General features: G+C 64.2%; 22 protein-coding genes, 3 pseudogenes and 1 riboswitch. Of the genes and pseudogenes, 6 read left to right on the top strand and 19 right to left on the bottom strand.

What is annotated here, in order from left to right; translation table 11 throughout:
• Positions 1 to 101: 101 nt before the first annotated feature.
• The 13 genes from YO9_RS21925 to YO9_RS0109440 all read right to left on the bottom strand — a co-directional run bounded on the left by YO9_RS21925 (position 102) and on the right by YO9_RS0109440 (position 9,199).
• Positions 102 to 845, bottom strand: a complete 744-nt coding sequence (locus YO9_RS21925) for an ABC transporter ATP-binding protein (protein ID WP_472973944.1) — start codon at positions 843 to 845, stop codon at positions 102 to 104.
• Positions 800 to 1,891, bottom strand: a complete 1,092-nt coding sequence (locus YO9_RS21920; RefSeq protein WP_472973943.1) for an ABC transporter ATP-binding protein — start codon at positions 1,889 to 1,891, stop codon at positions 800 to 802. The genes YO9_RS21925 and YO9_RS21920 overlap by 46 nt, the downstream gene beginning before the upstream one ends.
• Entirely contained in the window at positions 1,843 to 2,031 is a 189-nt protein-coding gene (locus tag YO9_RS21915; RefSeq protein ID WP_016997256.1) for a hypothetical protein, read from the bottom strand. The genes YO9_RS21920 and YO9_RS21915 overlap by 49 nt, the downstream gene beginning before the upstream one ends.
• On the bottom strand, positions 2,032 to 2,460 hold the full coding sequence (locus YO9_RS21545) for an ABC transporter permease (RefSeq protein WP_396350740.1): 429 nt from the start codon (positions 2,458 to 2,460) through the stop codon (positions 2,032 to 2,034).
• Positions 2,415 to 2,972 carry an ABC transporter permease gene (locus tag YO9_RS21540; RefSeq protein ID WP_396350739.1) on the bottom strand — a complete coding sequence of 186 codons (558 nt, stop codon included), beginning with the start codon at positions 2,970 to 2,972 and terminating at the stop codon, positions 2,415 to 2,417. The genes YO9_RS21545 and YO9_RS21540 overlap by 46 nt, the downstream gene beginning before the upstream one ends.
• A complete protein-coding gene (locus YO9_RS0109470; RefSeq protein WP_223286353.1) occupies positions 2,969 to 3,925 on the bottom strand; it encodes an ABC transporter permease in 957 nt (318 codons plus the stop codon). Before YO9_RS0109470 ends, YO9_RS21540 begins: the two co-directional genes overlap by 4 nt.
• A 3-nt stretch (positions 3,926 to 3,928) precedes the next feature.
• Positions 3,929 to 4,153: a hypothetical protein gene (locus tag YO9_RS17810; RefSeq protein ID WP_223286352.1), complete on the bottom strand. Its 225-nt coding sequence runs from the start codon at positions 4,151 to 4,153 to the stop codon at positions 3,929 to 3,931.
• The gene (locus YO9_RS0109465) at positions 4,102 to 5,565 is read right to left on the bottom strand and encodes an ABC transporter substrate-binding protein (protein ID WP_223286351.1); all 1,464 of its coding nucleotides are present in this window, start codon (positions 5,563 to 5,565) and stop codon (positions 4,102 to 4,104) included. The genes YO9_RS17810 and YO9_RS0109465 overlap by 52 nt, the downstream gene beginning before the upstream one ends.
• Before the next feature lie 317 nt (positions 5,566 to 5,882).
• Positions 5,883 to 6,752, bottom strand: a complete 870-nt coding sequence (locus YO9_RS0109455; RefSeq protein WP_016997253.1) for a glycerophosphodiester phosphodiesterase family protein — start codon at positions 6,750 to 6,752, stop codon at positions 5,883 to 5,885.
• Between the two features lie 36 nt (positions 6,753 to 6,788).
• A complete protein-coding gene (locus tag YO9_RS17805) occupies positions 6,789 to 7,160 on the bottom strand; it encodes an HAD family hydrolase (RefSeq protein ID WP_262925645.1) in 372 nt (123 codons plus the stop codon).
• A complete protein-coding gene (locus YO9_RS17800; RefSeq protein ID WP_223286350.1) occupies positions 7,154 to 7,582 on the bottom strand; it encodes an HAD family hydrolase in 429 nt (142 codons plus the stop codon). The genes YO9_RS17805 and YO9_RS17800 overlap by 7 nt, the downstream gene beginning before the upstream one ends.
• A 46-nt stretch (positions 7,583 to 7,628) precedes the next feature.
• Complete coding sequence (locus tag YO9_RS0109445) at positions 7,629 to 8,150, bottom strand: YbhB/YbcL family Raf kinase inhibitor-like protein (RefSeq protein ID WP_016997252.1); 522 nt, start codon at positions 8,148 to 8,150, stop codon at positions 7,629 to 7,631.
• Positions 8,151 to 8,269: 119 nt separating this feature from the next.
• On the bottom strand, positions 8,270 to 9,199 hold the full coding sequence (locus tag YO9_RS0109440) for a carbohydrate kinase family protein (RefSeq protein WP_016997251.1): 930 nt from the start codon (positions 9,197 to 9,199) through the stop codon (positions 8,270 to 8,272).
• A gap of 215 nt (positions 9,200 to 9,414) precedes the next feature.
• Between YO9_RS0109440 and YO9_RS0109435 the strand changes: the two are divergent.
• Positions 9,415 to 10,828: pseudogene (locus YO9_RS0109435) on the top strand (glyceraldehyde-3-phosphate dehydrogenase).
• A 247-nt stretch (positions 10,829 to 11,075) separates the two neighbouring features.
• On the opposite strand, the gene YO9_RS0109430 reads toward YO9_RS0109435, so the two are convergent.
• Together YO9_RS0109430 and YO9_RS0109425 are read right to left on the bottom strand one after the other, a co-directional pair.
• A complete protein-coding gene (locus YO9_RS0109430; protein ID WP_031273006.1) occupies positions 11,076 to 11,576 on the bottom strand; it encodes a GNAT family N-acetyltransferase in 501 nt (166 codons plus the stop codon).
• A gap of 373 nt (positions 11,577 to 11,949) precedes the next feature.
• Positions 11,950 to 12,930: a helix-turn-helix transcriptional regulator gene (locus YO9_RS0109425; protein WP_016997247.1), complete on the bottom strand. Its 981-nt coding sequence runs from the start codon at positions 12,928 to 12,930 to the stop codon at positions 11,950 to 11,952.
• Positions 12,931 to 13,025: 95 nt separating this feature from the next.
• Between YO9_RS0109425 and YO9_RS0109420 the strand changes: the two genes are divergently transcribed.
• Both YO9_RS0109420 and YO9_RS0109415 read left to right on the top strand, forming a co-directional pair.
• Positions 13,026 to 13,343, top strand: coding sequence for a VOC family protein (locus YO9_RS0109420; RefSeq protein WP_317259805.1), 318 nt, complete (start codon positions 13,026 to 13,028; stop codon positions 13,341 to 13,343).
• A gap of 115 nt (positions 13,344 to 13,458) precedes the next feature.
• The gene (locus tag YO9_RS0109415; RefSeq protein WP_016997246.1) at positions 13,459 to 14,445 is read left to right on the top strand and encodes an IS481 family transposase; all 987 of its coding nucleotides are present in this window, start codon (positions 13,459 to 13,461) and stop codon (positions 14,443 to 14,445) included.
• A gap of 89 nt (positions 14,446 to 14,534) precedes the next feature.
• On the opposite strand, the gene YO9_RS0109410 is transcribed toward YO9_RS0109415, so the two are convergent.
• The 4 genes and pseudogenes from YO9_RS0109410 to YO9_RS0109395 all read right to left on the bottom strand — a co-directional run bounded on the left by YO9_RS0109410 (position 14,535) and on the right by YO9_RS0109395 (position 19,380).
• Entirely contained in the window at positions 14,535 to 15,806 is a 1,272-nt protein-coding gene (locus tag YO9_RS0109410) for an acyl-CoA dehydrogenase family protein (RefSeq protein WP_016997245.1), read from the bottom strand.
• 103 nt (positions 15,807 to 15,909) lie between these two features.
• A riboswitch (SAM riboswitch) is annotated at positions 15,910 to 16,001 on the bottom strand.
• Positions 16,002 to 16,053: 52 nt separating this feature from the next.
• Positions 16,054 to 17,301: pseudogene (locus YO9_RS0109405) on the bottom strand (M18 family aminopeptidase).
• Positions 17,302 to 17,389: 88 nt separating this feature from the next.
• Positions 17,390 to 18,658 carry a CPBP family intramembrane glutamic endopeptidase gene (locus YO9_RS0109400; RefSeq protein ID WP_223286349.1) on the bottom strand — a complete coding sequence of 423 codons (1,269 nt, stop codon included), beginning with the start codon at positions 18,656 to 18,658 and terminating at the stop codon, positions 17,390 to 17,392.
• Positions 18,659 to 18,729: 71 nt separating this feature from the next.
• Positions 18,730 to 19,380, bottom strand: a complete 651-nt coding sequence (locus YO9_RS0109395; protein WP_016997242.1) for a glutamine amidotransferase — start codon at positions 19,378 to 19,380, stop codon at positions 18,730 to 18,732.
• 282 nt (positions 19,381 to 19,662) lie between these two features.
• Between YO9_RS0109395 and uraD the strand changes: the two genes are divergently transcribed.
• From uraD to pucL, 3 genes and pseudogenes are all read left to right on the top strand, one after another.
• Positions 19,663 to 20,157 carry a 2-oxo-4-hydroxy-4-carboxy-5-ureidoimidazoline decarboxylase gene (gene uraD, locus YO9_RS0109390; protein WP_016997241.1) on the top strand — a complete coding sequence of 165 codons (495 nt, stop codon included), beginning with the start codon at positions 19,663 to 19,665 and terminating at the stop codon, positions 20,155 to 20,157.
• Complete coding sequence (uraH, locus tag YO9_RS0109385) at positions 20,154 to 20,480, top strand: hydroxyisourate hydrolase (protein WP_016997240.1); 327 nt, start codon at positions 20,154 to 20,156, stop codon at positions 20,478 to 20,480. The genes uraD and uraH overlap by 4 nt, the downstream gene beginning before the upstream one ends.
• Before the next feature lie 76 nt (positions 20,481 to 20,556).
• Positions 20,557 to 21,440, top strand: a pseudogene (gene pucL / locus YO9_RS0109380) (factor-independent urate hydroxylase).
• The last annotated feature ends 23 nt before the right edge of the window (positions 21,441 to 21,463 follow it).

Raw genomic sequence — 21,463 nt, 5'->3', positions numbered from 1 at the left:
CTCACGGATCACCCGCCCTGTGCTCCCGGGCAGATGGGTTTCGGCGATCAGTTCCTGTGCACTTCCGGCGGTCATTCGGTGACGATTCCTTCCCCCTCGCGCTACAGCGTGGGTACGTGCTTCAACAGCGACTTGGTGTAGTCATGCTGCGGGTTACGCAGCACGTGGTCCGTGGGCCCGTAATCAACCAGTCGGCCCTTTTCCAACACCGCGAGTTTATGGGACACATGCCGCGCGAGCGCGATGTTGTGGGTCACGAACAACATGGCCAGCCCGCGTTCGCGTTGCAGCTCGCGCAGCAGTTCGATCACCGAGGCCTGCACGGACACGTCCAGCGCGGAGGTGATCTCATCACACACCAGCACCGAGGGCGCATTCACCAGCGCTCGCGCCACCGCCGCACGTTGCCGCTCACCACCGGAGAGTTCACCGGGCCTGCGGTTGATGTAGCTGCGCCCCAGCCGCACCGCATCCAGCGCGTCGGCCACGGCGGCGCGCCGCTGCTTCCGGGACATTCCGCCGCTCATTTCCAGCGGCACTTCGAGCGAGTCACCAATGCTGCGACGCGGGTTCAGCGATGAGAACGGCGACTGGAAAATGTACTGAATCCGGCGGCGGTCCTCGTTGCTGCGCTTGCGCGTTCCGTTCGCGAGCACGTTGCCTTCCAGCAGCACCTCGCCCGTGTACGCGGCGTTGAGGCCGGCAATGCTGCGCGAGAGCGTGGTCTTACCCGAACCGGATTCACCCAAGAGCATGGTGGTCTGGCCCTCGACCAGGTCCAGATTGATGCCGTCCAGAATCACCGCCGGTCCGTACGCCAGCCGCAGGTCGCGTACGGCGACCAACGGTTCATTGGCAGGTTTCGTTTCGGTCGGCGACGCCGCTCGGTCATGTACCTGGGCCGTATCGCCGGTTGACGACGCCGCCCGCTCACCACCGCGCGATGCCTCGTCAGATCGCGCGGGTTCGGCCGCGACCGCGGTGGCACCGGAGGATGCTCCGTGAGCCGACTGGGCGGCGTCGTGCTGGCCGACACCGCGAGCGTTGTCCCGGCCATCGTTCGCGCCGCGCGCGCTATCTGCGACCTGACCGCTATTGGCGACCGGGACGTCGTCGTCATGGCTGTTGTCCCAGGGCGCACGCACTTGGCACTGGGGCTCACCGCAGGCCCGCCGCCCATGGCGCGTTCACCCTGGAGGTCGGGCACCGCGGCCAGAAGTGTCTTGGTGTAGTCGTGATCAGGATCGTAAAGAACCTTCTCGGCGGGACCGCGTTCCACTATCTCGCCGCGGAGCATGACCGCCACGTCGTTGGCGACCTGGGCGACCACGGCGAGGTCGTGAGTGATGTAGAGGCCGGCGACATCGTGCTTGGTAGTCAACTGGTACACGGTCTTGAGGACCAGGTCCTGGGTGGCCACGTCCAAACCGGTGGTCGGCTCATCCAGGATGATCACGGCGGGGCGGCACGCGAAGGCCATCGCAATGCCGATGCGTTGCTGCTGACCGCCCGAAAGTTGGTGCGGGTAGCGCCGCTGGTACTTCTTGGTGCTGGGCAGGCCCACTTCTTCGAGCACCTCGGCCACGCGAGCCTCGCGTTCCCTACCATTGCGTCCGAACTCGTGGATGCGCAGCACCTCGTGGATCTGCTCCCCCACGCGCAACGCACCATTGAGCGAGAGCGCGGGATCCTGAGGAACGTACGCAATGGTGCCGCCGCGCAGCTTACGCACCTGCTTCTCAGACAGCGTCAGCAGGTCCATGTTCTGGTTGAAGAACCGCGACGCACCTTCGTGCAACTGGACGGAGCCACCGCGCAGTTCCAATCCGGTGCGCAAATGGTTCATGCATGCCAGCGCGGCAGTGGTCTTACCAGAACCGGACTCACCCACCAGGGCCAGAATGCGCCCGGGCGTGAGGTCGAAATCGACGTCTTGAGGATCAGGTCCCCGCCTTGAACACCCAGGGACAGGTCGCGCACGGAAATGGCCGTGGCCACCGTGGCCTTGGGAACGGTAGTTGTGCTGACCATTTACTTGTCCTTTCGCGCGGAACCGGTGGTGCGGCCCGCTGAGGCGCCGGACACGGCGTCGGCAATGAGGTTGGTGCCCACGGTAAGAATGGCGATCGCGATCACCGGCAGGATCACGCCCCATGGCTGGAGCGAAAGCGCAATGCGGTTCTCGTTGATCATCAGGCCCCAGTCCGCGGTGGGCGGCTGCATGCCCAATCCCAGGAACGACAGCGAGGCGACGGCGCCGATCGAATACGTCATGCGCAAGCCCATCTCCACCATGAGAGGGCCCATGATGTTGGGGACCACGTCCCGGCCCAGAATCTTCCACTGGGGCACGGCGTACATTTGCGAGGCCAGTACGTAGTCCTCCGCGACCACACCGGAGGTGGCCGAGCGAATCACGCGGGCCACGCGCGGTGCGTGGGTGATGCCGATGACCACCACGAGCACCCAGCCTGCGGGCCCAGCACGGTAATGGCGAGCATTGCGAAGACCAGCTGCGGGATGGCCAGCAGCACGTCACCGGTGCGCATAATGGCCGAGTCCATCCAGCCGCCGCGGAACGCCGCGAGCATGCCGAGAACGGTGCCGAGCCCAACGCCCAACACTGTGGCCAGGGCCGAGTACAGCAGCAGTCGCCAGCCGCCCTCAAGAAACCGGGAGAGTACGTCACGGCCCAGATTGTCCGTGCCGAAGATGTCGTACTGGAACGGTTTGCCCGCGTACGAGGTAGGACCGTAACCGGTCCACGCGGGAACCACGAACGGACCCGCGATGGCCACCAACAACACCAGGCCGGTCAGCACCAGGCCGAACTTGGCCTCGGGTTGGGACAGGAACCGGCGGAAGAAGGAAACAGGACGGGCGTCCCCGCGGGACTCCGCAGGTTCAAAACTTGCTGCGGGCTGGGTGACCGGAGTTTCCGGTGTCACCGGTTGATGGTTCTGCGCGCTCATTTGGAGGACTCCGTCCGCAGCTTGGGATTGGCCAGGATGCCGATCACATCAGCAATGAGGTTCACGACCACGTAGAACGCGGCAATGATCATGGACAGTGCTTGAACCACCTGAACGTCACGGATCTGCACCGCGTCCACCATGGCCTGGCCCAGACCGGGATAGCGGAAGAGGAACTCGACCACCACAATGCCGCCGGCCAACCAGGCCAACTGCATGGCCACGACCTGCGCGACCGGTCCGATCGCGTGAGGCAGCGCGTGTTTCATGATCACTTGGCGTTCGGGGACACCCTTGAGTCGGGCCATCTCCACGTAGCCGGAATCGAGCACGTCCAGCATGGTGGTTCGGGTCATGCGAATCATGTACGGAACCACCACGAGCACCAGAGTCAGGGTGGGAAGCACCAGCTGCAACGGGTAATCCCACACGCGCGTTCCCGGCGCCGCCATGGTCACGGAGGGCAAAAGCTGGAACACCGTGGTGGACAGCAGCGTGGTCAGGGCAATACCGATCACGAACTCGGGCAACGCCGCCAACACCAGCGAGATGCCGGTCAGGGTGTGGTCGGTCGTGCGACCGCGGCGCATGGCCGACCAGGTGCCGAGCAGGATGCCCACGGGAATGGAGATGACCGCGGCGATGATCATGAGCAGTACGGACGCGGAGACCTTCTGGCCCAGCAGCTCGTTGACCGAACCGCCGGTTGCCGCCGAGGTTCCCAGGTCACCGACCAACAGGCCACCCAGCCACGTGAAGTAGCGCTCGTACCAGGGATCGTTGAGATTGAGTTGTTCGCGCAGTGCCGCGAGGCGTTCCGGAGTGGCCTGCTGGCCGAGGATTGCCTGCGCCGGATCACCGGGCAGCAGAAGAGTGAAAACGAACACAACGATGGACACCGCGAGCAGCACGAAGATCGAGATGCCCAGGCGTTTGAGAATCATTTTTCCCACGGGTTACTCGCTTTCCTGCGCGATCCAGAGATGCCGGAATTGGAAACCGCTCGCCGGCATACCCGTCCGGTAGGTCATGGTTCCCCCCACGTAGTTCTGGTACGCATCGGCCTGGTTGAAGAACCCCCACACGATGTAGCCACCGTCTTCGTAGAGCATTTCCTGTAGCTGACCGATCAGCTCATTGCGCTCGTCATCGTCCAGGGTGGCGCGGGCCTTGTTGTACAAGTCGATGAATTCCGGATCCGCCAGTGCGTCTCGTTGAACGGAGAGCCCGCAAGCGTGCCGTTGGCCGTCTGGGGCAAGAAGTTGCGAGTCAGCCAGAAATCTTGGGCGAACGGGTACTGCAGGTAGCCATCACCGAAGAAGGTGGTGGTGTCCACGCGGCGCAGGCTCACGTTGATCCCAGCTTCCGAGGCCTGCTCCGCGAAGACTTGAGCGGATTCCACGGCTCCGGCCTGGATGGGCGCCGTGACCAGTTCCACGTCCAACCCGTTCGCGTACCCGGCATCGGCCAACAACTGCTTGGCCTTCTCGATATCCCGAGTGCGCTGCGGTAGCTCCGGTGTTCCAGGGTCAAACGGGGCATACATGTCGTTACCCACGTTGCCGTGACCGGAGAACACCTGCTCCACCATTTGTTCTCGGTCGACCACGAGCTTGAACGCCTCGCGCACTCGGGGGTCGTTGAATGGCTCCACGTCCACGCGCATGGTGAACGGCAACCAACCACCGGTTTCGGACATCTCGGTGAAGATACGCGGGTCCGTTCCCACCACGTCCACGAGTGCCATGGGGAGCTGGCCCACCGCATCCACCTGGGAGGAGAGCAGAGCGTTGACCATCGCGTCCTCGTCGTTGAAGTTCATCATGTGAACTTCGTCCAGAATGGGTGCGCCGCCCCAGTAATTCGGATTCTTCTTGAGCACCGTGATCTGACCGGGTTCGAACTGGCCCAGGGTGAAAGGCCCGGTACCGATCGGGTTTGCGGGGTCGTAATCCGGGGGCACAATGCCCACCGCGTACTCCGCCGTGGAGTAGATGAACGCGGCGTCCGGTTCGGACAATTCGAAGCGCACGGTGTGATCGTCCACGGCCACGGTCTTTTCCAGACTTGCCAAACCGGATGCACCCGACTTGGGGTCGTCTGGATCGGTCACTCGGTCGTAGGAAAAAACCACGTCTGCTGCGGTCATCGGCCGCCCGTCATGGAAAGTCACGTCGTCGCGCAACTTGAAGACCCAGGCTCGACCACCGTCCACGGGCTCGGCGCTGACCGCGAGGGCCGGCACGGGTTCGTAGTTCTGGTCGAACTCGTAGAGCCGGTCGTAGAGGTTGATCACACGACCGCCGTCCGGCGTGGTCACGGGAATGTGTGCATCCACGATGTCTGCGGCTCCACCGCCCGCCAGTCCAACTCGCAGAATGCCACCGGACTCCGGCGCTCCTGTAGCCGCGGTTCCCGAGAAGGCCTGCTCCGTGTTGTTTCCGCAACCGGCCAGGGCGAACACCGCGGCGGTCGCACCCACTCCCAGGAATCCGCGCCGGGACAACGCCCGACGCCGCGCGGCCGAGCCACGCTCATTTCGCAATTCTCCGGTGGGGACCGAAGAGCGATGTGGATAGGGTTCTGCGCTCATATTTCCTCGCTGTTGAGACACGTCGTTGTGAGACTCCTGGCGAGCGCTCTCCAGATAAAAGAGCGTGCCGTGGTGCGCTCAGAGGGCACACCAGTGGGAAAGGGAAAGCAGCTACGGGATCTTGCTGAGACAGCCGATCCAGCGTGAACGGACGAAGCCCACCGGTTGACGAACCGGGCCGCGGGCGGAGTGGATCTTGTGCATCTCCGCCTCCGTTCGATTGTGGACGGCGCAGGCCGGAGTCGAGCTCACGGATCAGTACGCCGCGTGTTTCGCGTACCTATGACATTAGAAAGATGCGGGGTGTGAGTCAAAGCTCACACGCGAGATGACGCGGATCGTGGCGGCCACTGCCCGCGGTCCGCCAACACCTGAGCCAGGATGTCCCCACGATCGGTCACGAGCCCGTCCACGCCCAGGTCCAGCAAGCGTCGCATTTCGGGGGCGTCGTTGATGGTCCACACGTGCACGGCGATACCCAGCCGGTGTGCAACCTCTACGAACTTCTGGTTGACCACCGACACGGGAAGCTTGAAGCCGCCCGGCAGGCTCAGATCGTAAGTCACCGGCAGCTGAACGGTGTCGAACTCGGCGACCTTGGAGGCCCACAGCTTGGTCATTGCGGACCAAATGACGGTCGCGATCTTGGGTGAGGTCCTGTCCGTCACTCGCGCGATTTTGGACAGGATCGTGAGACCCGCAGCCCCCACAGTGCCCGCCGAGGTGAGCGGCCGCTTCCCGGTGAGACGCTCGATCGAGGCGAGTGCGCGGCGTCGGCGATTCTCGGAGAACGAGGTGACCCGCACGCGGTCCACAGCGCCTTCGTCCGCGATTACCTGAGGAAGAGCCTCGACGGACGATTCGTCCTTCACATCGATGTTGAAGTGCTGCTCGGGCAATGCCCGCAGCAGCTCGCCCAAGGTCGAGAGCGGCTCGGTGCCGCCGATGCGCACATCATCCAGATCGGACCACGGAACATCGCTGATGTCCCCGGAGGTATTGGTCACGCGATCCAGCGTGGGGTCGTGGAATGCCAGGACCACGCCGTCCGATGTGGTGTTCACGTCCGTCTCGACCCACACGAATCCAAGGTCCGCGGCAGCACGAAACGCTCGAAGCGTGTTCTCGTGTCCGTCCAGCGAGAATCCACGATGGGCTAGTGCTGCGACCTGGGGTTCAATCGACATGTACTAAACAGTAACTTGCCGTTAGGGCATTAAGGGTCAGGCGTTGTTCAAGTAGTTCTCAATCACCTGCGCCACGCCGTCCTCATCGAACGGTGGGGCCGTGCGACCCACTGCCGTGACCACGCCCGGGTGACCGTCCGCCATGGCGTAACCGCGGCCCGCCCAGGTGAGCATTTCCAGGTCGTTGGGCATGTCCCCGAAGGCCATCACCTGCTCACTCGCGATGCCATGCTCCGCCGCGAAACGCTCCAGGGTGCGCGCTTTGGTCAGCCCCCGCTGGCCGATTTCGACGAGCGGCGCCGCAGCCACCGAATGGGTCACCGCCAACCGGCCGTCCACCAGGTCACGCACGTGTTCGAAGTATTCATTGGGCACGGCGCCGTCCAGTTTGGCCAGCAGTTTCACCACACCGGCGCGTGGGGCAGGCAGTCCTTGATGGGTGCCTCTTCCACCGGGAAAATTTCCATGCGGTCGCTGCGGGACCAGCCTGGATCCGTGAAGACACGGTCCAGGGTCTCCGCGGCGTACAACGTCTTGGGGAAACGCTCGCTGATCTCCCCCATGATGCCGAACGCCTCGCCCACGTCGAACAGGCTGGTCTCGATGATGCGCTCGGTCTGCAGGTCGTAGACCACCGCCCCGTTGGAGCAGATCACTACTCCCACGTCCTCGAGTTGTTCGTGGAGCGGGTGCAACCACCGCTTGGGACGCCCGGTCACGAAAACCACGTGAATCCCGGCGTCCCGAGCGGCGGTAATGGCTTCAACGGTGCGCGGACGAAATCGAAAATCGGGTCCCAGAACTGTCCCGTCCAGATCGCTCGCGATCATTCGGACTGGTTGGGGCTCCTCGATTCCACCGCGCGTCACTGGAGCGTTACTTGGCTTCGTACACGGGGGTCAGGAACGCACGGGCAATCCCGTGGAAGAACAGGTTGAAGTTCACCACGGCCGGGCTGGCGTTCTCGTCCACGTCCAGTTCGTCCACGTCCACGGCGGTCACGCACAGGATGTAGCGGTGCGCTCCGTGCCCCTCGGGCGGGGCCGCGCCCAGGAACTCATCGGTGCCGCCGTCGTTGCGGTGCTTCACAGCACCTTCCGGCGGGTTCGACGCCGCCCCGGTGGCCAGTTCCGTGACCGACGCCGGGATGTTGGACACGCACCAGTGCCAGAAGCCGCTGGGGGTGGGTGCATCCGGGTCGTACATGGTCACCACGTAGGACTTGGTGCCCTCCGGTGCGCCGGACCAGGACAGTTGCGGGGAGATGTCCTCGCCGCCGGCGCCCATGATGCCGGAGACCTGCGCGTTGGGCATGGTCTCGCCCTCGGCCACATCCGTGGAGGTCAGAGTGAACGTGGGAAGTTCGGGCAGTTCTGCGTAAGGTTCGCGGTCAAGCATCGGTGTTCCTTTCGTTGAACAGTTCGTACTTACGGACAATTCGTTGCCGACGGCGCTCGGCCGGGTTTACGACGTCATCTCGCCGCGGTTGCCACTCGCCTTCGGGCCAGGGGTTCGCGTCAGTTCGCGGGCAGGTCTGCCTTGGTGGGTAGGTCCGCACCGGACCGGGAAACCGTCACACCGGCGGCGGTCGCGGCGTAGCGCAGGATCTCGAGCACCTCGTCCTTGCTGAGCGCATCCAAGCCACTGCGAGCATCGGATCCCGTGAGGCCACGGTCGGTCAGGGTGGAGATCAGAGCGGCCATGAACGAGTCACCCGCACCCACGGTGTCCACCACATCGACCCGAGCTGCGGGGGTGTCCACACCTTCGCGACCCGTGCCACGACTGACGGCCCACGGTCCCAAGGCGCCGCGGGTCACGACCACCAAGCGTGCACCCGCCTGCAACCAGGCCCGGGCGCTGTCCTCGATGGAACGGTTCGGATAGAGCCACAACAGGTCCTCGTCAGAGGCCTTCACAATGTCCGCGGACGCCACGATGGCCTCCGCACGGGCCCGAGCATCCGAGGAGTCCGGAATGATGGTCGGCCGACAGTTGGGATCATAAGAAATCAGGGCGTGATCATGGGCACGTTCCACGGCCTTGCGGACCATGGTGGCGCCGGGTTCGAGCATGGCGCCGATGGAGCCCACGTGCAGCAGGCCGGTCTCACTGAGCAGCTGATCGATCTGATCGTCGGACACATCCAAGGACCAATCCAGCTGGAAGTCATAGGTTGCCGCGCCGCTCTGATCGAGCGTGGCCTGGGCGACCGAGGTGGGTTTGGTGTCCGGGTTGAACGGCAGGCTCACCTTGTTATCCCGCAGGTGAGCGGCCACTTGTTCGCCGTATTCGTCCTGACCGTAACGGCCCAGGAACTGCACTTCTTGGTCCAAGCGGGCGAGACCCACGGCCACATTCATGGGGCTTCCGCCCACGTGCGCGCGGGGTGCTTCACCGTCACGCGAGACCACATCCACGAGAGCTTCACCGATCACCGTCAACATGGCACCACGTTAGCAAAGGCGACCGACAAGAATACGGTGCCGGAGCGGCGTCGTCACCTAATGAGATACGCGCGCGAGGGGTGCGCGAGCCACGTACACTGGCCTACGACGAGCCGCCTCAATCTCTGTGCGGCGCCATCACGCTAGACCGCACAACGAAGCGCGGCACAACACGGCCCTCACGACGAAGTCCGGGTCGAGGAAGAAGGATGCTGATGAGCACCACCTGGTCCGATCGAGAAGCACTTGCTGAAGCACTGGTCCCCCTGGTGGGCCGTTTGCACCGCGAGAACAAGGTGGTCACCACCGTGTTCGGCCGGTCGCTGGTTCACAAGTCCGTTACCGAAATCATCAAGGCGCACCGCTTCACCCGCCGCATCCTGGGCGAAGAGCTGCCGCTCAAGGACACCCTGGAGATCGTCGAAGCGCTCACCAAGCTCAAGCTGGGTACCTGCAACATCGACGTGGCCAAGCTGGCACAGGGCTACAAGGAATCCGGTAGCAACGACCTCGAGGCGTACCTGCGTGAACAGCTCGCATCCGTGGTCGATCACCAGGGCGAGAACGAGCCCGAGTCCCAGGACGTGGTGCTCTACGGCTTTGGCCGCATCGGACGTCTGCTGGCTCGCATCCTCATCAACCGCAACGACGGCACCGGCCTGAACCTGCGCGCCGTGGTGGTTCGCAAGAAGCCGGGCAACGACCTGGTCAAGCGCGCTTCTCTACTGCGCCGTGACTCCGTGCACGGTTCCTTCGACGGCACCATCACCGTGGACGAAGACAAGAACATCATCACCGCCAACGGTGTGGACATCCAGTTCATCTACGCCGGCTCCCCGGCCGAGGTGGACTACACCGAGTACGGCATCGACAACGCCTGGTGGTCGACAACACCGGTGCTTGGCGCGACGAAGAGGGACTCTCCCAGCACCTGCAGTCCAAGGGTGTTGCCAAGGTCCTGCTGACCGCTCCCGGCAAGGGCGACCTCAAGAACATCGTGTGCGGCGTCAACGACAAGGACATCCTGCCCGAGGACAAGATCCTCTCCGCAGCGTCCTGCACGACCAACGCCATCACCCCGGTCGTCAAGGTCCTCAACGACCAGTACGGCATCAAGCAGGGTCACGTCGAGACCGTTCACTCGTACACCAACGACCAGAACCTCATCGACAACTGGCACAAGGGCGACCGCCGCGGCCGCTCCGCAGCGCTGAACATGGTCATCACCGAAACCGGTGCCGCCAAGGCTGTGGCCAAGCTCTGCCGGAGATGAAGGGCAAGCTCACCGGCAACGCCATCCGCGTGCCAACCCCGGACGTCTCCATGGCCATCCTCAACCTGCAGTTGGACAAGGCACCCGAGTCCGCTGACGAGGTCAACGAGTTCCTCAAGGACATCTCCTTGAACTCCGCGATGCGCAAGCAGATCGACTACGTGGACTCCCCGGACGTCGTCTCCACCGACTTGGTCGGCTCCCGCCGCGCCGGCGTGGTGGACGGCCTGGCCACCATCGTCAACAACAACTCGCTCGTGCTGTACGTCTGGTACGACAACGAGTTCGGCTACTCCTGCCAGGTGGTGCGCGTGCTCGCACGCATGGCAGACATCTCCATGCCGCAGCTTCCGTAAGCTGCGCAGCCAGTACGACGCCGCCCCGGCACCTTCCGCGTGAAGGTGCCGGGGCGGCGTCGTTGGTCGTTGCGAATGCATGTAAATACTGTGCCGCACGGAAGGTCGCGCGCCTCATGTGGCGTAGGAACCTGCTGCGCACTTGGTGCGCCGTTAGAACCTTCTTAGGCTTTGCCAGGGGTTCTAACGGCACATGAGATGTACGCGAGGGTCCTAACGACCCTTGAGGTGCGTCTTTGCGGGGCGTTCAGACGTCAGTGGGGTCGTGCATTGCCCAGACGACCTCGCCATCGACCAGTTGTGCGGTGGGATGCAGGCCTAATTTCTGCGCCACCCGTTCTGACGCGTCATGGCCAGGGGAAATATGGGCGGTGAAGTGGGCGACGTCGTCTTCCCGCAGCAATTCCACCGCCGACGACGCCGCCTCCGTCGCGTAGCCGCGCCCCCACCAGCGGGTGCCGATCACCCAGGCAAGATCCGCTGAACGGGGTTCACTCCGGATGGTGGCCTGCACGTAGCCGATCGTTTCGGAAGTTGCCGCTGATCGCACGATCCAGTTTCGCCATTCTTCGGTGCCGTCTGATGAAACTCCCCTGATCTGGGACACGTGCCGCGCGGAGAGTGCCTCGAGTGTCGGCGGCTCACCACCCGTGAACTCGTACAGCGCCGAATCTCCGAGTACGTCGACCATTTCTACGGCGTGATCGACGCGCAGCGGTTCCAAGATCAAGCGGGCAACTCTGCTCATGGCTCGTTAGAACCTCCCATTCCACGTGATGCGCCGGTAGAGCCATTCCTACATTGGCGTGCGGCAGGCCCCCAGCATCTCAGGCGAAGTTAGCGCCCCGCCAGGCATCTGGTGCGTCGGCAGAACCTTTTCGAGGGCTGCCAGAAGCTCTAACGACGCATGAGGTGCGCACGAGGGTTCTAACGACGCTCGGGGCTCGCAGTCGCAGCATCTTCACCGCCGACGACGCCGCCTCCGTCGCGTAGCCGCGGCCCCACCAGCGGCTCTCGCATCTCAGGCGAAGTTAGCGCCCCGCCAGGCATCTGGTGTGTCGTTAGAGCCTTTCTGGGCCATGCCAAGGGCTCTAACGACGCATGAGGTGCGCACGGGGGTTCTAGCTGTACTGACCGGAGACGTTGATTGAGCCTGCCGGGTTGTGAGCTTGCATCAGTTGGTTGGCGAGGTCATGGACGCGCTGCACGGCTTCAGGTGGGTCGAGGACTTTGATGTGGTCCCCGAATTGGAGGAGCTGGCGAACTGACTCGATGTCGGGATAGGCCACGGTGATGGTGAGCCACTCGTCGACGGGATTGGACACGTCGACCAGACGGCTCCCCAGGATCCTGGCGGCGAGGTCCAGCCGGTTGGCCCGCAGGTGAGCGTTAATCTCCACGCTCGCGTCGGTGGTGAACGCGCCGACCAACTGATCCCAGACCTTCTCCAAGGGCTGGCCGGGCCGCAACACGGCCGGTTCGTCCATAGCCTTGTGTGTCACCAGGCGATTGGTGTTGAACATGCGCGGCGTGCCGTCCACGTCACCAACCAGATACCAGGCGGCCTGCTTGCTGACCAGCCCGTAGGGGTCGACCTGGTAGGTGTCGGCAGTGGCGTGTCCGCTGTGGCGGTAGGTGACGACGAGCCGGCGGCCCTGCCGGGCCGCAGCCAGCAAACTCGACAGGTCCCGGGTCGTGGCAGGCGTGAACCATCCGGCAGGGTCGATCAATAGGACATCGGTCAGAGGCGGTTCGCCTGGGCCCCAGCGACGGGTGGCTGCCGTGAGCTTGGCGCGGGCGTGTTCACCTACCTCTCCCAGGCCGATCTGTGCGAGCTGGTCGGGGCTGAGGCCGACTGCCGCGAGGAGCTGCAGCTCGGAGGGATCGAGCCGTGACAGGTCCAGACGGGAACGCGCGTCGAGCACGATCGCGCCATGACGGCCGCGTTCTGCATGGACTGGGACACCGGCAGCGGACAGGGCTTCAACGTCGCGCAGGACCGTCCGGGTAGACACCTCAAAGCGGTCAGCGAGCTGCTGGGTGGTCATCCGTCCGTGCACTTGGAGCAGCAGGACGATCGACAGCAGACGAGAAGCCTTCATGCCCTCATTTTCACAAAAAACATGACAGGAACTGTCGTGTATCGGCGATGTGCTGGGAGACGTTCACACGCCAGCCCAACCCTTGGAGGCCCGCCATGACGGCACCCAACCTGTTCCTGACCTACGTGACCGACGCCCAGCGTTCTACCGCGTTCTACAGCGACCTGTTCGACATCGAGCCCACCTTCACCAGCCCCCGCTATGTCGCTTTCGAGGTCGCGCCCGGTGTCCTGTTCGCGATCTGGACCGGCCACAACGAACACACCACCCTGGAGACGCCGCGCACCGGCGAGCTCGGACTGATGCTGCCCGGCGGGGGCGACGCCATCGACGAGGTCTACCAGCAGTGGGTCGCCAAGGGCATCCGGGTGTCGAGGAGCCCCACGACGACGTGTTCGGCCGCACCTTCGTGATCGCCGACCCAGACGGCAACCTCATCCGCGTCAGCCCCGTCGACTGACATCCCACCCCATCCCCTGCGTGGCGGCGAGCAGCAGCTCGCCGCCACGACTCTTTGTCGAGGAAACCATGTCACACCCCAACGCTGCCCTCACCCCACGCCACCGTCTCAAGGTGGCGCAGCTCGTCGTCGACGAGGGCTGGCCGATCAGCGAGGTGGCCGCCCGCTTCCAGGTCTCCTGGCCGACAGTGAAGCGCTGGGCCGACCGCTACCGGGCAGGCCAATCAATGCAGGACCGGTCCTCCCGTCCCCATCGCTCGCCGAACCGCACCAGTCCAACGACCACCCGGCGCTGCATCAACCTGCGACTGCGCCTCCGCGAGGGGCCAGTCCAGTTGGCCTGTCGACTGGGCATCGCCCCGTCGACCGTCCACCGCATCCTGGTCGCCGCACACTTGAACCGGCTGTCCCATGTCGACCGCGCCACCGGCGAACCCGTCCGTCGATACGAACACGACCACCCCGGATCGATGCTGCACGTGGACGTGAAGAAGCTCGGCAACATCCCCGACGGAGGCGGCTGGCGCTACGTCGGCCGACAACAAGGCGACAAGAACCGAGCCGCCACACCGGACAAGCCCAGAAACAAGCACCACGACCCGTTGATGGGCAAGGCCTACGTCCACACCGTCATCGATGACCACTCCCGCGTCGCCTATGCGGAGATCCACGACGACGAAACCGCGCAGACCGCGACTGCCGTGCTGGTCAGGGCTGTCGAGTGGTTCAACGCCCGCGGCGTCACCGTCGAGCGGGTCCTGTCCGACAACGGCGGCGCGTACCGCTCACACCTGTGGCGCGACACCTGTGCCGAACTCGGTATCCGGCACAAGCGCACACGGCCCTACCGGCCGCAGACCAACGGGAAAATCGAGAGATTCCACCGCACTCTGGCCGACGGCTGGGCGTACGCCCGCTGCTACACCTCCGAGGCCGAACGGCGGGGCGAGCTCGACGGCTGGCTGCGCTACTACAACCATCACCGGCCCCACACTGCCTGCGGGAACCAGCCGCCCTTCTCACGATTGACCAACGTCTCCGGTCAGTACATCTAGCGGCCCTCGAGGTGTGCCGACATCGCGGCGAGGGGCGCGTTGGAAGGCACGAAAGGCGTTCAGGCCTGCCCCCGCCGCGTCATGCAGGTCTACTGGGGCTCACTCGACTGCTTAACCTCGCCAATGGCGTTGAGCCCGAACATCGGGGTCCCGTTGACGCGGTAGTCGCCCACGATGCGGGCCTTGTAGATCGTGGGGTTGTGGGTCGCCACGGTGCGGGCGTTGCGCCAGAAGCGGTCCAGGGACTTGGACCTGCCCACGGCGGAGGCGCCGAGCAGGTCGAAGATGCCGTCGGTCACATCACGCACGAGTTCCGGAACCACCACCTGGGCGTGTGCCACGGGCAGTTCGCACGCGTTGGTCAACTCCTGGGGGTTGTCGAGAAGGGGGTCTCCGCCGAGGACTCCGATGGCGGCGTCGAGCTCGCGGGCCGCCTGCAGAACGATGGCCCGCGCGGCAGCTGCCTTGGCGCTGAGCTCGCCCACGCGCTGCAGCACCTGCGGATCCTCGCGTGCAACCGAGCCGGTACCGGTGTTGAAACCGCGGGTGCGTGACCGCACCAGGTGCACGCCCTCGTCGATTGCGGCCTTGGCGATCCCCGCTTCGACAGCCAGCAGCACGAGCTGGAAGACAGCGGTCTCCTGGGTGGCGCGGCCGTCGCGGTTGCGCACGTTGGCCGCCGGAACCTTGACCCCGCGGAAGTGCGTGGTGCCGGTTCCGGTGAGTTGCTGGCCGAAGCCGTCCCAGTCGTCGACCAGCTCGATACCGTCCCACGAGCTCTTCACCAGCGCGTGGGAACGCGCTTCCTGACCGGGAATCTGAGCGGTCACCTGGATCCAGTCGGAGAAGATCGACCCGGTGGAGTAGTACTTGGTGCCGTTGAGTTCCCAGTCGCCGTCGGCGGTCTGAGTGAGCGAGGTGGCCGCAGTACCCAAAGCAGCGCCGGAGCGCTCCGTCGCGGCATTACCCACGGTCTCACCGGCGGCGATCCGCGGGAACCATACGTCGGACTCCTCGGAGCTGAGGCTCGCGATGAATCCCAGGTGCGAGCGGTACACGTGCGCCACGTTGGAGTCCGCAGAGGCCAGGGCAATCAGCAGTTCCGCCACCTGTTCCAGCGTTGCGCCGTAACCACCCCGCGAGCGCGGAACCGTGAGCGCCCCGAAGCGACGTTCGTTGAGCCACGTGAACTGTTCGAACGGCAGAATCCGCTGCTGTTCGCGCTCCACGGCACCGGCAGCGATCCGGTCGAACACCGGTTGGAACACGTCGAATAATTCGCGGGTGCTCAGCGATCGCTGCGGATCCCCGTGAAGGGCTGGGGTGTCGAACTGTTCCTTGATCCCGGTGTCAGTGCTCATGTTCTCGGTAGTCCCTCGCGTTCAGTCGCGGTGCACGCACCCGACCGAGAGGAACACAGCGCGTGCACGGGCTTGACCGTGAGAACCGCAGGAGCTGAAAAGCTGTCCATCGGTCGTGGCGGAAGCACCGTCCCGGTATCCGGGTGGTTGCTGCGGCGTTGACGAGCCACGTCTCTCGGCCGCTCTTGATGGCGTTACGGATTCAGGGCATCACGCGCCCAACGTGAGTGTCAACGCGCGTGACGGTTTATGACCGCCAGAACGCTCCGGTCACCTGGGACAGCGCGTGCAGGTCGTCCACGTGAGCGAGTTCGCGGGCGGAGTGCATCGACAGCAGCCCCACACCCACGTCCAGGGTGCGCATGCCCAGACGAGTGGCCGTGATGGGCCCGATGGTGGATCCGCAGGGCACGTTGTTGTTGGACACGAATTCTTGATAGCTCACGCCGGCGCGCTCACACGCCTCCGCCCATAAACCGGCGCCCATGGCATCCGTGGTGTAGCGCTGGTTGGCGTTGATCTTGAGCAGGGCCCCGCGCCGGGCTCGGGAGTGTTCACGGGGTCGTGATGACCGCGATAGTTGGGGTGCACCAGGTGACCGGCATCCGCCGACAAACACACGGATTCAGACAGCGAGCGCCGGTAGTCATCCTGCGATTCGCCCTGCGCGGCGCTGATCCGCACGAGCACGTCCTCCAGGAACGGGCCCGCCGCACCGGAACGCGTCGCGGAGCCGACCTCTTCGTGATCGAACGCAGCCAACACGGACATCTGTGACGCGGATTCGAGCTCCTCGGCGTGCTCGACCAGCGCGTGCAACCCCGCGTACACGGAGGACAGATTATCCAGCCGCCCGCTCGCGAGCAGTTGCCGCCGCTGGCCGATCAGTTCGGGTTTCTGGGTGTCCGCGAGCACCACGTCGAAGCCCACGATGTCTTCCGGAGCCACCGACGCCTCGGCCATGTCCGCGAGCAGTCCCAGCACGTCAGCGTCCTGTGCGGACCCGGTTCCCCAAATCGGTTGCACGTGCTGCTGCTTGTCGAGCTTGAGTCCCTCATTCGCGCCACGGTCCAGGTGGATGGCCAGCTGCGGAATCCGGGCGACGGCCTCGGTCGCGCACAGGTGCTGCGTGAGTTCGCCGCTCTCACCGCGCACCACGATGCGTCCGGCGAGTCGCAGGTCCCGATCCAGCCACGAGTTCAGCAGCACCCCGCCGTACACCTCCACACCGGCCTGGTACCAACCGTTGGAAACCGTGGTGGGCTTAGGCTTCAGCTTGAACCCGGGCGAATCCGTGTGTGCGCCCAGAATTCGGGCTCCGGCGCGCGCGATACCCGCGCGGGGCTACCCAGGCGATCAGAGCGCCGTCGCGAATCGTGAAGTGCCGCCCGACGACGTCGCTCCAAGCCTCCGATTCGCGCAGTTCCGTGAATCCCGCCCCGCGCAGCAGCTCCGCCGCGGCCGCGACCGCGTGGTACGAGCTGGGCGAGGCCATGACGTAATCGCCCAGGGCTCGGGCGTAGCCGAACGGGGCGCGGTGGGAATCCAAGTCAGAAACGCTGTGATGGGCCATGCAGGACAGTCTAGGGAGTGCGGTTCGAGTTCGTGTCCGAGCCGGTCTTCCGCACGTCCAGCAGACCCACGGGACGACCCTGCCCGTCCCGCACCGTGTACGGGCCGTACTGCTCCGGCAGCGAGAGGTAGTTCTGAGTGCGCGGATCCACCACGAATGCCGCGAGGTGGGAGCCATTCTGGCCGACCACGCGCTGCCGTTGCGCGAGCGCGGGCAAGCGCGGCGGAGGCGGCAGGATGATGGTGCGGGAGGTCGCGATCCGAGTCTTACGGGCCATCCGGAACACCACCAGCAGGAAGATCCCGTTGATGGCCAGGGTGAACAGCACCTCGATGGGCCCGCCACTCGTATCGTTCAGGTCCGCCAATCCGACCATGGCCATGAGCGTCACCGTGCAGTTGTTGACCACGTGCAGGGCAACGGCCGCTTCCAGCCCACCGGTGCGCCACGTGATGACACCCATAGTGATCGCCATGATGGCAATGGAGGTCTGCCCCCACACGTCGTAGAGGTGTCCTGCAACGAACAGCGGAACCGGCAGAAGAATGGCCCACGCCGGGTGCTTCAACCAACGGCCCACCGTCTGCATCAGGTAACCCCGGAAGACCAGTTCCTCCGCGAAGCACTGGATGGGCACCAGCAGGATCACCATGAGCAGCAGCCAGCCCCACTGGGGCGCCAGGCTGAACTCGATCGCCTCGCCGCCGGTCATCAGATCGAACAAGATGGACAGGCCGTTGATCACCACAAAAATGGCCAAGGCCGCGAGCCCGCACTGGAGCATCCATTTCCAGCGCAGCCGTCCCGTGACCGAGTGCAGCAAGCCCAGCGGCCGCGGCCCCATGATCTTTCTGGCCAGGTACGCCGCCGGAGCCATCAGCGCAATGGACCCGAACAGGAAGAAGAAGATCAGCGGGTCCAGCTGGTTCATGGTGGCCACGTTGTCCAGGTCCATGGGGTTGTCCATGAACAACAGGACCGGGATGGTGAACAGCACCGACAGCACAACGAAAAAGAAGAACAGCAGGGCACCCTCGACCAGGGGCTTCCACCATTCGTGCCGGGGATCCGCGAACCCCAGGCGGTGATACGCCAGCGTGCGCATCCGCTCGGGCGGCACCTGGGACGGCCCGTGAGCCGGCACGGGCGCGGGTACAGGACCGCCGTTCATGGTCGACGACGCCGCTCCCCGACCTTCACCTCTTGCCTCACCGGGCCGCGTGGCTGGGTTCGAATTCGATGCGGGCGGTCGGTTCCAGGGCGCGGGGTGCTGGCTCATGCCTCCACGCTATCGGTCGCGGGACCGCGCCGTGGTGATTGTGGAGTGTGTGTACCGCGGGCCGTGCTCCCTTAAACCGCGTAGCGGTCCACGAACGCGGCGAGAATCTTCTTGGGCTGGTCCACCTCGGGGCCGTCCTTGACGCGATCGATCACGGTTTGGGTGTCCTCGGGCCGGAAGTAGCCCAGGTCCTTGTACGCAATCACTCGGTTGATCAGTCCGTCCGGATCGAGTTCCGGGTGGAACTGCGTCGCATAGAGGTTCTGCTTGACCCGATACATCTGGACTTCGCACACGGTTCCGCTGGCCAACAGCACGGCACTGGCGGGCAGCGACCGGGTGCCTTCTTTATGACCGACGTACGCGGTGAACTCCCCCGGCAATTGGGACAGCAGCGGGTCCTTGGCACCCTCGTCGGTGACCGTGACGGTAATGGGTCCCACCTCTTCACTGCGGGTACGGTCCACCACCGCACCCTGGTGGATTCCCAACGTGCCCACGCCGTAGCAGGCCCCGAGGAACGGGAAGTCCCTGGCCACGACCTCGTCCAGGATCGTGCTGATCCACTTCTCGGCACGGTGCTGGGTGGCCGATTTCTCCTCGGCAGGGTCGGACGAGTTGAAGGGTGAACCGCCCACGATGATTCCGCTGTACCGGTCCAGTTCCAACTGCGGAACGGGGCCCTTCTCCAGCCGCAAGTGTTCGAGCTGGGACTCCTGCAAGCCTCCGAAACGCCGGACGCGTCGTATTCCTCCAGGGCCACATCGTCTTCGGGCCGGGTGGCCAGCAGTACAAACGGTTTCATGACCTCATCGTAGGCACCGTTACAGCGGCCAAAGTTCGCCTCCCACTGTGCGTCACACCACGTCACGCATTACAGCAGCATGACACTTGGTTTCAGTTCTGAAAACTCCGGCTCGACCCCCTTGACTTCCGCCCTGTGATCCAGTTCACTATCTTTATATGGAATTTAGATTTCACATAGCGAAAAAGTCAGGGAAGCAATGACGCTCAGCGAGTTCAACGAAACGGATCGACAGACGGCGGTGGAAACCGTGCGCCCCGCTCTGGACATCCAGCGCTGGATCGAAGAGATCGTGGACGGTCGCCCGTACGAAAACACCGAGGACGCGCTGGCCGCCGCACGCGATGCAGCCAACCCTTTCACGGATGCAGAGGTCGACCAGGCTTTGTCGCACCACCCCAAGATCGGCGAGCGCGCCGCCGGGGAGTCCAAGGAAGCAGACCTCTCCCGCAACGAGCAGGCCGGTCTGGGTGAGTCCACGGACGACATCAAGGCGGAGCTCGCCAAGGGCAACGCCGAGTACGAAGAGCGCTTCGGCCAGGTCTTCCTGATCCGCGCCGCCGGCCGCTCACTGCCCGAAATTTTGTCAGAGCTGCAGCGTCGTCTGCAGAACACCCCGGAGAACGAGCGCACCGAAGTTGCCGATCAGCTTCGTCAGATTGCACTCCTCCGCATCGAAGGGATCCTGTCATGAGCTTCATTTCCGCACACGTCCTTGATTCCGTGCACGGCTGCCCAGCCCAAGGAATCGACGTCACGCTCCTCACCGGTGAGGGTCAAGAACTTGGCACCGCCACCACCAACGAGGACGGCCGAGTCACCGAACTCGGCCCAGAGACCCTGGAGTCCGGCCATTACCGGATCATCTTCGCAACCGAGCAGTACTTTGCCGGGCGCGATCTTGAGACGTTCTACCCGTTCGTCTCGGTGGATTTCTCGGTGCGACAGGAGCAGGGCCACTACCACGTGCCCTTGCTGCTGAGCCCGTTTGCGTATTCCACATACCGCGGCAGTTGACCCAGGAGCCGACCCAGTCGACGATTGCCGATCCACTCAGACAGCACACCAAATTTCTACATAGGAGTAGAGGAAAATGACCGAAGTAGTTCTCGGAAATAACCAGTACGGCAAGGCGCAGAACCACGTGGTGCGCATCAACCGTGACAACGACCGTCACATCATCCGCGACCTGGTGGTCACCTCCCAGCTGCGCGGTGACCTGACCGAGGTTCACACCAAGGGCGACAACGCCCACTGTGTCCCCACCGACACCCAGAAGAACACCGTGTTCGCGTTCGCTCAGCAGTACGACATCAAGTCCCCCGAGGATCTGATCCTCAAGCTCTCCGATCACTTCACCAGTGAGTTCGACTGGATCTCCGGTGGCCGTTGGGCGGCCGATGAGTACCGCTGGGATCGCATCAACGACAACGATCACTGCTTCGTCCAGAACAAGCAGGAAGTCCGCACCTCCGTGCTCGTCACGGACGGTGACAAGAAGACCGTGATCTCCGGCTTCAAGGACCTCACCATCCTGAAGTCCACCGAGTCCGGCTTCGAGGGTTACCCCAAGGACAAGTACACGACCCTGAAGGAAACCACGGACCGCATCATGTCCACGGACGTGCGACCCGCTGGCGTTACAACACCACCGATGTCGACTTCGACGCCGTGTACGACAGCGTCAAGAACATCATCCTCACCAAGTTCACCGACCACTACTCCCGTGCGCTGCAGGAAACCCTGTACCTCATGGGCAAGGCCGTGATCGAGGCGCACCCGGAGATCGACGAGATCAAGTTCTCGTGCCCGAACAAGCACCACTTCGTCTACGACTTGAGCTTCTGCGATCTGGGCAACAACAACGAGACCCACTACGCGGCTGACCGTCCCTTCGGCCTGATCGAGGCCACCGTGCAGCGCAAGGACGCTGCCGAGGACGAGCACGCCTGGATGGGCATCACCGGCTTCTGCTGAGCCATCTGCTCTACCGCCGATGT

Origin of the sequence: Kocuria atrinae C3-8 (assembly GCF_000286355.1) — a bacterium.
GTDB classification, from domain to species: Bacteria; Actinomycetota; Actinomycetes; order Actinomycetales; family Micrococcaceae; genus Kocuria; species Kocuria atrinae_A.
The sequence above is the reverse complement of the archived record's forward strand: the minus strand, read 5'-3'. Positions and strand labels throughout refer to the sequence as shown.

What these genes read in the sequence shown, in the direction of transcription:
- YO9_RS21915 (WP_016997256.1), bottom strand. Translation starts at nt 2,031, where the DNA reads ATGGTCAGCACAACTACCGTTCCCAAGGCCACGGTGGCCACGGCCATT.
- YO9_RS21540 (WP_396350739.1), bottom strand. Translation starts at nt 2,972, where the DNA reads ATGAGCGCGCAGAACCATCAACCGGTGACACCGGAAACTCCGGTCACC.
- YO9_RS0109465 (WP_223286351.1), bottom strand. Translation starts at nt 5,565, where the DNA reads ATGAGCGCAGAACCCTATCCACATCGCTCTTCGGTCCCCACCGGAGAA.
- YO9_RS0109455 (WP_016997253.1), bottom strand. Translation starts at nt 6,752, where the DNA reads ATGTCGATTGAACCCCAGGTCGCAGCACTAGCCCATCGTGGATTCTCG.
- YO9_RS17800 (WP_223286350.1), bottom strand. Translation starts at nt 7,582, where the DNA reads ATGATCGCGAGCGATCTGGACGGGACAGTTCTGGGACCCGATTTTCGA.
- YO9_RS0109445 (WP_016997252.1), bottom strand. Translation starts at nt 8,150, where the DNA reads ATGCTTGACCGCGAACCTTACGCAGAACTGCCCGAACTTCCCACGTTC.
- YO9_RS0109440 (WP_016997251.1), bottom strand. Translation starts at nt 9,199, where the DNA reads ATGTTGACGGTGATCGGTGAAGCTCTCGTGGATGTGGTCTCGCGTGAC.
- YO9_RS0109430 (WP_031273006.1), bottom strand. Translation starts at nt 11,576, where the DNA reads ATGAGCAGAGTTGCCCGCTTGATCTTGGAACCGCTGCGCGTCGATCAC.
- YO9_RS0109425 (WP_016997247.1), bottom strand. Translation starts at nt 12,930, where the DNA reads ATGAAGGCTTCTCGTCTGCTGTCGATCGTCCTGCTGCTCCAAGTGCAC.
- YO9_RS0109420 (WP_317259805.1), top strand. Translation starts at nt 13,026, where the DNA reads ATGACGGCACCCAACCTGTTCCTGACCTACGTGACCGACGCCCAGCGT.
- YO9_RS0109415 (WP_016997246.1), top strand. Translation starts at nt 13,459, where the DNA reads ATGTCACACCCCAACGCTGCCCTCACCCCACGCCACCGTCTCAAGGTG.
- YO9_RS0109410 (WP_016997245.1), bottom strand. Translation starts at nt 15,806, where the DNA reads ATGAGCACTGACACCGGGATCAAGGAACAGTTCGACACCCCAGCCCTT.
- YO9_RS0109400 (WP_223286349.1), bottom strand. Translation starts at nt 18,658, where the DNA reads ATGAGCCAGCACCCCGCGCCCTGGAACCGACCGCCCGCATCGAATTCG.
- uraD (WP_016997241.1), top strand. Translation starts at nt 19,663, where the DNA reads ATGACGCTCAGCGAGTTCAACGAAACGGATCGACAGACGGCGGTGGAA.
- uraH (WP_016997240.1), top strand. Translation starts at nt 20,154, where the DNA reads ATGAGCTTCATTTCCGCACACGTCCTTGATTCCGTGCACGGCTGCCCA.